Origin of the sequence: Litchfieldella anticariensis FP35 = DSM 16096 (assembly GCF_000409775.1) — a bacterium.
Classification (GTDB): Bacteria; Pseudomonadota; Gammaproteobacteria; order Pseudomonadales; family Halomonadaceae; genus Litchfieldella; species Litchfieldella anticariensis.
In genome coordinates this window covers 1-11,264 of sequence record NZ_KE332377.1, presented here as the reverse complement: position 1 = coordinate 11,264, position 11,264 = coordinate 1, and the positions used below count along the sequence as shown (strand labels likewise).

11 protein-coding genes are annotated in these 11,264 nt (G+C 56.9%); 1 reads left to right on the top strand and 10 read right to left on the bottom strand.

Going from position 1 to position 11,264, the window contains the following annotated elements:
• Positions 1 to 50: 50 nt before the first annotated feature.
• The 3 genes from cbbX to L861_RS00045 all read right to left on the bottom strand — a co-directional run bounded on the left by cbbX (position 51) and on the right by L861_RS00045 (position 2,982).
• Positions 51 to 986, bottom strand: coding sequence for a CbbX protein (gene cbbX / locus L861_RS00055; protein WP_016414472.1), 936 nt, complete (start codon positions 984 to 986; stop codon positions 51 to 53).
• Positions 987 to 1,046: 60 nt separating this feature from the next.
• Positions 1,047 to 1,463 (bottom strand): ribulose bisphosphate carboxylase small subunit, encoded by a 417-nt coding sequence (locus L861_RS00050; protein WP_016414471.1) that lies wholly within the window; start codon positions 1,461 to 1,463, stop codon positions 1,047 to 1,049.
• A gap of 67 nt (positions 1,464 to 1,530) precedes the next feature.
• Entirely contained in the window at positions 1,531 to 2,982 is a 1,452-nt protein-coding gene (locus L861_RS00045) for a form I ribulose bisphosphate carboxylase large subunit (protein WP_201766400.1), read from the bottom strand.
• A 190-nt stretch (positions 2,983 to 3,172) separates the two neighbouring features.
• Here L861_RS00045 and L861_RS00040 point away from each other — a divergent pair, with 190 nt between their 5' ends.
• Entirely contained in the window at positions 3,173 to 4,084 is a 912-nt protein-coding gene (locus L861_RS00040; protein WP_016414469.1) for a LysR family transcriptional regulator, read from the top strand.
• A gap of 103 nt (positions 4,085 to 4,187) precedes the next feature.
• Here L861_RS00040 and L861_RS00035 read toward each other — a convergent pair whose 3' ends face one another.
• From L861_RS00035 to L861_RS24960, 7 genes are all read right to left on the bottom strand, one after another.
• Entirely contained in the window at positions 4,188 to 5,099 is a 912-nt protein-coding gene (locus tag L861_RS00035) for a phosphoribulokinase (protein ID WP_016414468.1), read from the bottom strand.
• Positions 5,100 to 5,171: 72 nt separating this feature from the next.
• A complete protein-coding gene (locus tag L861_RS00030; RefSeq protein ID WP_016414467.1) occupies positions 5,172 to 6,209 on the bottom strand; it encodes a class I fructose-bisphosphate aldolase in 1,038 nt (345 codons plus the stop codon).
• A gap of 14 nt (positions 6,210 to 6,223) precedes the next feature.
• Positions 6,224 to 6,835: a transketolase-like TK C-terminal-containing protein gene (locus tag L861_RS00025; RefSeq protein ID WP_016414466.1), complete on the bottom strand. Its 612-nt coding sequence runs from the start codon at positions 6,833 to 6,835 to the stop codon at positions 6,224 to 6,226.
• Positions 6,832 to 7,821, bottom strand: coding sequence for a class II fructose-bisphosphatase (gene glpX, locus L861_RS00020; RefSeq protein ID WP_016414465.1), 990 nt, complete (start codon positions 7,819 to 7,821; stop codon positions 6,832 to 6,834). The genes L861_RS00025 and glpX overlap by 4 nt, the downstream gene beginning before the upstream one ends.
• A gap of 187 nt (positions 7,822 to 8,008) precedes the next feature.
• Positions 8,009 to 10,372, bottom strand: a complete 2,364-nt coding sequence (locus L861_RS00015) for a DNA polymerase II (protein ID WP_027947717.1) — start codon at positions 10,370 to 10,372, stop codon at positions 8,009 to 8,011.
• 98 nt (positions 10,373 to 10,470) lie between these two features.
• Positions 10,471 to 11,007, bottom strand: a complete 537-nt coding sequence (locus L861_RS00010) for an N-acetyltransferase (RefSeq protein WP_027947718.1) — start codon at positions 11,005 to 11,007, stop codon at positions 10,471 to 10,473.
• On the bottom strand, positions 10,973 to 11,264 hold a 292-nt coding region (locus tag L861_RS24960), incomplete at its 5' end, for a hypothetical protein (protein ID WP_035567372.1). The genes L861_RS24960 and L861_RS00010, both read right to left, overlap by 35 nt.

Sequence of the window (11,264 nt, the reverse complement as noted above, 5' to 3'; positions counted from 1 at the left end):
CTAACAAGAGTTTGCCGGGGAGCCGCCGCCAGCTCTGCTGTACCTAGCTGTCAACGACTCGGCAAATGGGGCAGGGATTCGGACTCCTTACTGAAGACGGTGCTGGCTAGCACTTCCTGGGCGTCTATGGCAGTCAACTCCTCGGCGCTCAGCGAACCGCCCTGTTCCACCAACCGCATCGCCTGGCGCAACCGGAATCGGTCCAGGGCGTTGCGCACCGAGCGGGCATTGGAGAAATGCGGCTGTTGCATCCGCCGCTCCAGATAGTCGGCAAACGCTTTCCTGCCAGCCTCGGTAAAGTGGTACCCCTGCTCCTCCAGCAACAAATCGCCGACTGTCAGCAGTTCATCCGCACTGTAGTTCGGAAACTCGAGGTGATGGGCAATGCGGGAATGCAAGCCGGGATTGGACTGAAAGAAACGCTCCATGCGGTCCTTGTAACCGGCAACGATGACCACCAAGTCATCGCGGTCGCTTTCCATGGCCTGAAGCAGGATCTCGATGGCTTCCTGGCCATAGTCTCGCTCGTTTTCCGGGCGATACAGGTAGTAAGCCTCGTCAATGAACAGCACACCCCCCATGGCGCGTTTGATCACCTCCTTGGTCTTGGGGGCGGTGTGGCCGATGTACTGCCCGACCAGATCATCGCGAGTCACCGAAATCACATGGCTGGAGCGCACGTAACTCAGTTCGTGCAGGATTTCCGCCATGCGCAACGCCATGGTGGTCTTGCCTGTTCCCGGGTTACCGGTAAAGGACATATGCAGGGTCGGCGGTTCGGTCGTCAGACCGAGTTCGCGACGAGCCCGATCCACCATCAATAGCGCAGCGATCTGACCGATTCGGGCCTTTACCGGTGCAAGCCCGACTAGCTCCCTGTTCACCTTGTCCAGAACGTGTCGAACACCATCGCATTCGAGCGTAATTCGTCGCTCATCCTGCGTGTCTACACCATTCTCATCGACATAGGGTTGTGCCGTACTCATACGCGTCCCTCGGAATCCAATGACGCCCCGCAGGCAGCAGCGAGGCACAATGATTGATCATCAATAGCGATCACCTTCGGGCCGATCGACAGCATAAGACGTCATGGTGTAACGCAACGACCGGCCTTCAACTGCCTGACGCTCGAGTCGGAAGCCCGGTTCGTTATCAGGGCGGTTGACGATGAAAGACATCCTCGGCGTCTCCCAGCCCTTGCTGGAATCGAATGCCATTACCCGGATGTAATGAGTGGGGAACGCCTGGCGACACTCCACGATCTCTTGCATCACGCCTGCAGGATCGCGAAGGTCGAACATCGGGTGTCCGTACATTTCCCAGTAAGTGTTACGAGGATGAGGATCATCCGTGTACTCCACGCTGACCGCCCAGCCATGATCCAGCGCCCACTTGACCTGGGTCTTGATCTGATCGTCCGTCAACGGAGGCAGGAACGAAAACTGACCTTGTGTAATACGCATGACTGCTGCTCCATCAATGTCGTTATGGGATACCGCCTCGTCATATCCGGGCCATAGGAAGCCTTCCTCAGGCCGAGACACTCTCCTGTACGACGAAGTCCGGGGTGTCCGTCGACTCGTAGTTGAAGGTGATGTCCTTCCAGACATCCAAGGCTTGTCTCAGCGGTGTGCACCACCTGGCTGCCTGATTCAGGATCTCCGGACCTTCATGCCAGATATCGCGGCCTTCGTTACGCGCCAGCACCATGGCTTCCAGGGCGACACGATTGGCCTGGGCGCCGGCGGCGATACCTTGAGGGTGACCAATGGTCCCGCCACCGAATTGGAGTACAGTGTCCTCGCCCAGATAGGTCAGCAGTTGGTGCATCTGGCCAGCGTGAATCCCGCCGGAGGCCACCGGCATGACCTTGTTCAATGACGCCCAGTCCTGATCGAAGAACAGTCCGGTTTCCAGGTTTTGGGGCGTATAGGTCTCCCGGCACGTATCGTAGATCCCCCTGATCATATGGGGATCGCCTTCCAGCTTGCCCACCACAGTGCCAGCGTGGATATGGTCCACACCCGCCATGCGCATCCACTTGGCTATCACGCGGAAGGCCACGCCATGGCTCTTCTGTCGGGTATAGGTGCCATGTCCCGCCCGGTGCAGATGCAGAATCATATCGTTCTTGCGAGCCCAATTGGCCATGGACTGGATGGCCGTGTAGCCGATGACCAAATCGATCATGATGATGACCGAACCCAGTTCCTTGGCGAATTCGGCGCGTTCATACATCTCCTCCATGGTGCCGGCGGTGACATTCAGGTAATGTCCTTTCACCTCGCCAGTGGCCGCCGAAGCACGGCTCACCGCTTCCATGCAGTAGAGGAAACGATCACGCCAGTGCATGAAACTTTGGGAATTGATGTTCTCGTCGTCCTTGACGAAGTCCAGGCCGCCGCGCAGTGCTTCATAGACCACACGGCCGTAGTTGCGGCCGGATAGGCCAAGCTTGGGTTTGGTGGTAGCACCAAGCAGAGGACGGCCGAACTTGTCCAGCCGCTCCCGTTCCACCACGATGCCGGTCGGCGGACCGGAGAAGGTCTTCAAGTAGGCTACCGGCATACGCATGTCTTCGAGGCGCAAGGCTTTCACCGCCTTGAAGCCAAACACATTGCCGATGATCGAGGCCGTGAGGTTGGCAATGGAACCCGGCTCGAACAGTTCCAGGTCATAGGCGATATAGGCGAAGAACTGCGCCGGGTTGTTGGGCACCGGATCGACTCGGAACGCCTTGGCACGATATAGCTCGCAGTTGGTCAGTCGATCCGTCCACACCACCGTCCAAGTAGCCGTGGATGACTCGCCAGCCACGGCCGCGGCCGCTTCCTCCGGGTCCACTCCGAGCTGAGGAGTGATCCTGAAGACGGCAATGACATCCGTATCCTTTACCTCGTAGTCAGGTTCCCAGTAACCCATCTGCTTATAGGGAATAACGCCGGGCGTGTATCTTGCCTTCACGTCTACTTGCTGTGTCATATGCATTTCCCCTCATCATCGTCATATATATTTTTCTAAGAGCGAAGCCAATACCGACCTCATGCAAGTCAGTATATGAAGGGCCATGAATAATAAAAATTAAATGATTTTTATTATTTCCATATATTTTTGTTTATACTTCCAAAAAGAAGTGCCTGCCTACTCCCATAACGCTACGAGGTGCAGGACCATGCACGTCACGTTCCGGCAACTTGCCATCTTCAATGCCGTGGCGGAAAAGCTCAGCTTTACCGAGGCCGCCAATACCCTGCACCTGACCCAGCCCGCTGTCTCCGTGCAGATCAAACGACTGGAGGATTCGGTGGGCCTGCCCTTGTTCGAACAATTGGGCAAGAAAGTCTATCTCACCGGTGCCGGCGAAGAGCTGCTGCACTACAGCCGCAACATCTTCCAGGAACTGGGTGAGGCCAAGGAGATATTCGCCCAAATGCAGGATATCTCTCGGGGTACCTTAAGCGTCTCGGTAGCCACCACCGCCAGCAGCTTCGCCACGCGGATGATCTCAGCATTCCTGAAGCAATACCCAGCCGCTACCATCAAGTTGGATGTCACCAATCGCGGTACGCTGATCAGGCAGTTGGAAAGCAACGAAAAGGATATCGTCATCATGGGCAAGCCGCCCGAACACATGGAATTGGTCGGTGAAGCGTTCATGAAGAATCCGCTGGTCGTCATCGCCCCACCGGACCATCCCTTGGCCGGAAAAGAGGGCATCAGCATCAATGCCCTGCAGAACGAGCCCTTCGTGGTCCGTGAGCCGGCGTCCGGCACACGGGCTGCCTTGGAAAAGCTATTCGCATGGTGTCATATCTCTCCCACCATTCAGGTGGAGATCGCTGACAACGAAGCCATCAAGGAAGCCGTAGCAGCCGGACTGGGGTTGAGCGTGGTTTCCCGCCACACTCTGGAATTGGACCTGCAAGCCAAGCGCTTGGTGATTCTGGATGTGGAACACTTTCCCATTGCACGAAACTGGTATCTGGCGTATCGGCGCGGTAAACGGCTTTCCCCTATAGCACTGGCATTCAAGGCGCTGGTTTTCGAGCAAGCACCGAAAATGGCCGAAGCCCTGTCACCTTGACAGATCGGCCGATGGTCGCTGGATGTTTGCGTGCGCACAAAAACATTCCATCCGCCGTCGGGAAGGATTAAACGACGGCGGATGAGACATCAGAGAGAACGCATCAATCAGTCAATACTTCCGTTTGCAGTTCCACCCTACGATATTCACGCGCCCGCAGCACCAGCTTCTCGATCAATGGCTGCAGAATGATCTCCAGGGCCAATCCCATCTTGCTGCCGGGTATCACGAGGCTGTTGCGCCGTGACATGAAGGATCCGGGAATCATCGCTAACAGATAAGGGAAATCCACATGGAACTTCTTCGGGTTGCGGAAGCGAACGACCACGAGGCTCTCGTCCAGGGTCGGAATCTCCCGGGCGATGAACGGATTGGACGTATCCACCGTCGGCACGCGTTGGAAGTTGATATCCGTATAGGTGAATTGGGGGGCAATATAGTTGATGTAGTCGGGCAGACGACGCAGAATCGTCTCCGTCACATTCTCCCGTGCCTGGCCCCTCTCCGAGGTATCACGGTGGATCTTCTGGATCCATTCCAGGTTAATGATCGGTGTTACACCCACGAGAAGGTCCGCGTGTTGCCCCACGTTCACGGTGTCGGTCCTCACGGCACCATGCAGGCCCTCATAGAAGAGAAGGTCCGTACCCGACTCAAAGTCTTCCCACTCCGTGAATGTCCCCGGTGAGCTGCCATAGAGCAACGACTCTTCCTGGTTGTGGATGTAATGCCGGAAACGTCCGGTGCCCCTCTCTCCGTATTCACGAAATAGTTGTTCCAGTTCCTCGAATAGGTTGGCTTCCGTGCCGAAATGGCTCAGATTTCTGCCTTCGGCCTGGCTCTCGGCCACCATCTTCTTCATCTCGGCACGATTGTAGCGATGAAAGCTATCGCCCTCGACAAATGCCGCCTTGAATTGGTCGCGTCTCAGGATGCGTTGGAGTATCGACTTCACTGTTGTCGTACCCGCCCCGGACGAACCGGTAACGGCGACGATGGGATACATGGCAGACATGGTCCAATCTCCCTTCCAATACTTGGCCCGCCAACACGCATAGCCAAGTGAGCTGATTTTCATACGATCGTTTTATGCTGCCTCGACTTCCAAGGACTCACTGTATTTCCCGCAAGCAGCCAGGGCATTCATCTGTGCACGGAACACAAACGCCTGCTGTGCTTCAGCTGCGCGTTGTTGGTTCGATCCCCAGATTTCCAACGCCGGCTGTTGCAGAGCGCGCGCATAGGAGAATGTCATCGGCCACGGGGTACGACCGATAGCTACCTGTTGTATGGCATTGAGATGCTGTGTGGATTCCACATTTCCTTGACCGCCGGAAAGAAACACCACACCGCCAAGCTCGGCAGGAACGCAGCGTAATAGCGTCGCCACAGTGCGTTCGGCAACTTCCTGAATACCAGCCCGCTTCGACGCCCGTAGCCCGGAAATGACCATGGAGGTCTTGAGAATGACGCCCTCGAGTAGCACTCGATGAGCCTGAAGTTCCTGGAACACGATATGCAGATTGCGGTCGGTCACCGCTTCGCAGCGGTCGATGTCGTGACAACCATCGATCAGGACTTCCGGTTCGATGATCGGCACGATGCCCGCTTCCTGGCATAGCGCTGCGTAGCGGGCCATGGCATGAGCATTCGCCTCGCAGCACAACTGACTTGGCAGTCCATCACCAATGGCGATCACCGCCCGCCACTTGGCGAAACGAGCCCCCAACTCATGGTATTCGGCAAGCCGCTCACGCAAACCATCGAGACCTTCGGTCACCTTTTCTCCCGGCGCATTGGCAAGATCCTTAGCGCCGGTATCGACCTTGATGCCCGGAACCTGGCCCCTGGTTTGCAGCAAGGTCGGGAAAGGAACACCGTCACTGGTAGCTTGGCGAATCGTCTCATCATAGAGAATGGCGCCGCTGATGTGGTTCTCGGAGCCTAGAGCCGTCATCAATAGCTCTCGGTATCGCCGTCGCGTCTCGGGAGTGGACTGCACCCCCGCCGCTTCGAAGCGTTTGGTACAGGTGGCATTACTCTCATCCAGCGCCAGGATGCCTTTACCCGGAGCCATCAGAGCCTGGACCGTCTCATTGAGTGCCTTGGCGTGCTTGTGTGTCATGATCGAACACCTCTTCAGGCGAGACTTTCGTAGACTTCCACGATTCGATCGACGGTAAAGCCGTACTCTCGAAGCAGTTCCATGCCCGGAGCGGAGGCACCAAAAGCGCGGATACCGACCGCACGTCCCTCGGTACCCAAGTAGCGTTCCCACCCTTGGGGCTCGGCGGCTTCGACCACCACACGACGCGTCACCGCTGCTGGTAACACCGCTTCTCGATAGTCGGGTTCTTGCGCGTCATACAACTCCCACGAGGGCATTGAGACGACTCGTACCCGATGGCCTTCCTCTGCCAAACGGGTCTGGGCTTCCAAACAAAGCCCGACTTCGGAACCACTCGCAATCAGGATGCCATCAAGCCTTCCACCCTCGGCCTCGGATATCACGTAGGCACCCCGGGCAGCACCATCGATGGTGCTGCTGGAATGCGTAAGCGAGGTGGTTTTCTGACGAGTGAGAATCAGCGCCATGGGTCCGGATCGGTTCTCCAGGGCCAATCGCCAGCCTACCGCCGTTTCCACGGCATCGATGGCCAGAAAGCGAAGTGCGTTGGCCCGCTGTCGACGGATATCGTTACCCACCACCCCAAGGCGGTCGGACTGTTTCTCCTGAAGCATCTCGTTCATGCGCCCTCCCGCAGAAGCCGCTGATTCTGGATCCTGCTGATGCGATGACCGATGCCCTGAATGAGCAACGTCTCCGTCCAGGCGCGCCCGTCCATGACCCTCACGCCCGCCAACATGTCGTCACCAGTGATGGCGGTGCAGGCGAACACCAAGTCGTCGCTTGACACCAGGTCGTTCATGGCCAGGATTTGCCCCTGCTGCATCCCGCAATCCTGGAGTCGGGCCTCTTCCGCCTGACTCTGAGGAGCAAGCGCCCCCCACATCCCGGCCCCCAGGGCACGCGCCGCACAGGCGGCAATCACCCCTTCCGGCGTACCACCAACTCCCATCAGGGCATCGGCACCCTCACCGGTTGCCGCCCTCAGTCCACCGAGCACATCACCGTCACACGCCATGTGCACCCTGGCACCAGTGGCTTTGATTTCACGAATCAGCGCCTCGTGGCGCGGGCGTTCAAGTACGAAAATGCACAATTCGGAGATGGGTTTTCCAAGAGCTCGGCTCAGATCGCGGATTTTCTCGGCGACGGGCACGGTCGGATCCACCGAGTTGCGAGCCACGGGAGGAACGATGAACTTGTCCATATAGAAGGCAGGGCCAGGGCAGAACATCGCCCCAGCAGGCGCTGCAGCAAACACCGCCACCGCACCGGCCATTCCCTTTGCCAGGTAATTGGTGCCATCGACGGGATCGACGGCGATATCCACTGCCACGCCGCCACGGCCTAGTGCCTCTCCGTTGTAGAGCATGGGGGCGTTATCCTTCTCCCCCTCACCGATCACCACGGTGCCGCTGAAAGGAAGGGAAGCAAATGCCTTGCGCATGGCCATCACGGCAGCATCGTCACCACGTTCCTTTTCGCCCCGGCCAATCCACTTGTATGCCGCAATGGCTGCCGCTTCCGTTACCTCGGCAAATCCCAGGCTCAAATACGCCAACGAGTTCCCAGTCGGTACCGAGACAATGCTTTTTTCGGCCAATGGCATGTCACCACTCCCCACCATTACATGATGAGGTAAGGGTGGTCGCACACCGTCCATTTGGTAAAATAAATTATTTTTCTGACAATCATTTACTTTTGTTTATGAAAAACTGCCCGATAACGCTCGACCTGAAGGAAGGCAACAGAAGTTTGGCGGGACTCGTCTCGCCAAAACGGGTTGCGCGGCAGATTCAGAACAACCCGAGTTGCTGGTCGATTAGCCTCGAGAAGTCATCATGTACGAACGGCAGGATAGCGTCCGCCACTGGCTGCAGTTGGCGTGTGAGGTAGTGGTGATAGTCAATGGCTGAATGCTGCGTTTCCAAGGGCTCCGGCCCCGCGACCGTGATCAGGTAGCTAATCCAGCCGCCATTCTGGTACTGCCGTGGTCGGCCCTGCCGGTCGTTGTAATCATCGGCGATGCGTGCCGCGCGCACGTGCGGGGGGACATTGCGCTGGTAGTCATCAAGCCGTCGTCGGAGCCGCTTACGGTAAATCAACAGGTCATCGAGGTCTCCCGCCAACGTGCGATGCACGTAGTCGCGCACATAGTCCTGATACGGCTGTTGCTTGAAAATGAGCAGGTACAGTTCCTTCTGGAAGCGTTGGGCCAGTGGCGACCAGTCGGTACGTACTGTTTCCAGGCCCTTGAAGACCATCCGTTCGCTACCATCTGTGTCTCTGACCAGCCCGGCGTAACGTTTCTTGCTGCCCTCTTCAGTGCCACGGATAGTCGGCATCAAGAAACGGCCATAATGGGTCTCGAACTGAAGCTCTAGTGCACTTACCAGACCAAACTCATGTTGCAGATGCTCGCGCCACCAATGGTTGACGTGTTGCACCAATCGCCGACCGATGCCCGCCGCATCATCCTCCGTATGCGCTTCCCGAAGCCAGACGAAGGTGGAGTCGGTGTCACCGTAGATCACGGTATAGCCTTCCGCCTCGATCAGTTCACGGGTCTTGCGCATGATCTCATGGCCACGCAGGGTGATGGATGAGGCCAGGCGTGGGTCGAAGAAGCGGCAACCACTGGAGCCGAGGACACCATAGAAAGCATTCATGATGATCTTCAACGCCTGGGAAAGCGGCTGATTGTTGTCGCGCTTGGCCGCTTCGCGGCCCTCCCAGACACGCGCCACGATGGCCGGCAGGCAATGCCGGGTGCGCGAGAAGCGTGCCCCACGAAAGCCCGGCACCGACTCGCTGTCGGAAGGAAGGCACATACCTTCCACTAACCCCACAGGATCGATCAGGAAGGTACGAATGATCGACGGATACAGACTCTTGTAGTCGAGCACCAGTACGGAGTCGTACAGGCCGGGCCTCGAATCCATCACAAAGCCCCCCGGACTGGCCTCCGGCATGCGCTCTCCCTGATTCGGGGCGACGAAACCCTGCCGGTGCATCAATGGCATGTAAAGGTGGCTGAAGGCGGCGACTGAACCACCGCTACGGTCGGCGGGCAGCCCGGTGACAGTGGCGCGCTCCAACAGGAAGTCCAACAATTCGGTCTTGGAAAAGATCCGCGTTACCAGCTCGCAATCCTTGAGGTTGTAGCGCGCCAGCGCAGGCTTGTCCTCGGCGAACATACGCTGGATCTCGTCCAGACGTTGGTAGGGGTTGTTGACCGCCTTGCCTTCGCCGAGCAGTTCCTGAGCGACGTTTTCGAGGCTGAACGAGGAAAAACTCCAGGTCGCCGAGCGCAGTGCCTCGATACCATCGATGATCAAGCGTCCGGCAGCTGCCGCGAAGTAGTGGTTGCGGCGAGTGCCATGCTCACGCCACTCCATCGCGGCTCCACCACGCCCAAGGCGCAACGGTCTCTGCAGGCGCTGAGCGTGCTCATGCAGTAGGCGCAGGTCGAACTGTACGAGATTCCAGCCGATGATGGCATCGGGATCATGCAAGACAAACCACTGGTTCAGTTTTTCGAGCAGTTGCTCTCGGCTATCGCAGTAGTCGAGCTGAAAGTCGACCACGGCATTCTGGTTGTTCGCCGGCCCCAACATGTAAACCTGACGTTCTCCACAGCCTTCGAGAGCAATGGAATACAGCTCACCCCGCGGGTTGGTCTCGATATCGAGAGAAACCAGTCTAAGTGGGGGGCGATAGTCCGGCGCGGGCTTCATCTGCGCATCGCACAGCGTGCCGCTGTCATCCAATGTGCCACCGAACCACACCGGCGCAGTGATGAAACGCTCCATCAAGTAGCGTTCCGGTGGTCGGATATCAGCTTCGAAGACATCGACACCAGCCTTCCTCAAGCGCTTGTCGAGGTACATCAACCGGCGGTGGTAACGACAATAAAGGCCGAGTACAGACCGGTGATGGAAATCGCGTAGGCTCAACGGACGGAGCTCGACATCGCGCTCACTGCGCAACAGCGACTCGGCCAACTCATGCTGCTCAGCAGGAAGGAAAGCCACTGAGGGCTGGTAAGGCAGGCGAATATGGCGGGGGCCGTCATCGGTCGCCAGCCAGAACTCGACTTGTGTGCCAGCAGACGTATCACGCCAGTGACGGGTCAGGACGAAACCCTGCTGTAGATCCACCACTGCCACCTCAAAAGTCTATTTCAAAGCATGATGTTACTTGTCATCCTCCAAGATGTCGCCAAATGTGCTTGGAGGTGCAACACCATGGCAGCGATTCAATCCAACCCACGGCCAACCGCCTCAAACCATGGTTCGCTCCTTTCTAGCCGCTCCAGAATCTGCTTTTCAAGGCGATCGATCTCAGGCTGCAGATATTTCCATCTCTTCCGCTCATCGTCCATATCACAATCTTGAGTGACTATCAGCCCACAATGTGTCATATGCCGGACCGAAACCCAGAAAGATTTGGCTGAATTCAGCTCCTTGATGGGGGTGATAGGAAGTTGATATTCCCGGGCCAGGCACTTTAGAAACGCAGAAGCATATCCTTGACGCTGAAACTCGATATCGATATCGATACCAAACACATAGACACGATCCGAGATGGGAGAGATGCCATAAGAAGCAATTCCCACACTCTTTCCCTGTCCATTAATGATTTGAACCCTTATGACCGGGTTTGGCGCAACAGGTGACTTCCAGTAACTAAAAACGGTCTTCATCATGATGTCTGGCAATATCTTTTTCCCTCTGATCGGCACCAACGCTTGATATCGTTTAAAGCATTTTTGCTTTCCAGGTGCCAGCGGCACGCCGCCTCCCTAACACAAAACAACAATTCATCACCTCGAGCCACACAGCCACACGCGCAAAAACAACTATGTTCTTGATTTTCGCAGCAGTATTTGCTGCCATCTCAGATAAAAAATTCGCTACAAGGTTCACTTCTCGCCACCATGTTTTTTCGAGCTCACCGTCCCACCTTTTTGCCAACGCCTCGTTAATGGATACTAGATGTCGGGTCCCGGGTGATTGATTACCCGTTTGTGAAATAACTCTGGCCGCTTGG

Excerpts from the sequence above, each read along its gene's own strand:
- L861_RS00030 (WP_016414467.1), bottom strand. The coding sequence starts at position 6,209 with ATGACACACAAGCACGCCAAGGCACTCAATGAGACGGTCCAGGCTCTG.
- cbbX (WP_016414472.1), bottom strand. The coding sequence starts at position 986 with ATGAGTACGGCACAACCCTATGTCGATGAGAATGGTGTAGACACGCAG.
- L861_RS00035 (WP_016414468.1), bottom strand. The coding sequence starts at position 5,099 with ATGTCTGCCATGTATCCCATCGTCGCCGTTACCGGTTCGTCCGGGGCG.
- L861_RS00045 (WP_201766400.1), bottom strand. The coding sequence starts at position 2,982 with ATGACACAGCAAGTAGACGTGAAGGCAAGATACACGCCCGGCGTTATT.
- L861_RS00050 (WP_016414471.1), bottom strand. The coding sequence starts at position 1,463 with ATGCGTATTACACAAGGTCAGTTTTCGTTCCTGCCTCCGTTGACGGAC.
- L861_RS00040 (WP_016414469.1), top strand. The coding sequence starts at position 3,173 with ATGCACGTCACGTTCCGGCAACTTGCCATCTTCAATGCCGTGGCGGAA.
- glpX (WP_016414465.1), bottom strand. The coding sequence starts at position 7,821 with ATGCCATTGGCCGAAAAAAGCATTGTCTCGGTACCGACTGGGAACTCG.
- L861_RS00025 (WP_016414466.1), bottom strand. The coding sequence starts at position 6,835 with ATGAACGAGATGCTTCAGGAGAAACAGTCCGACCGCCTTGGGGTGGTG.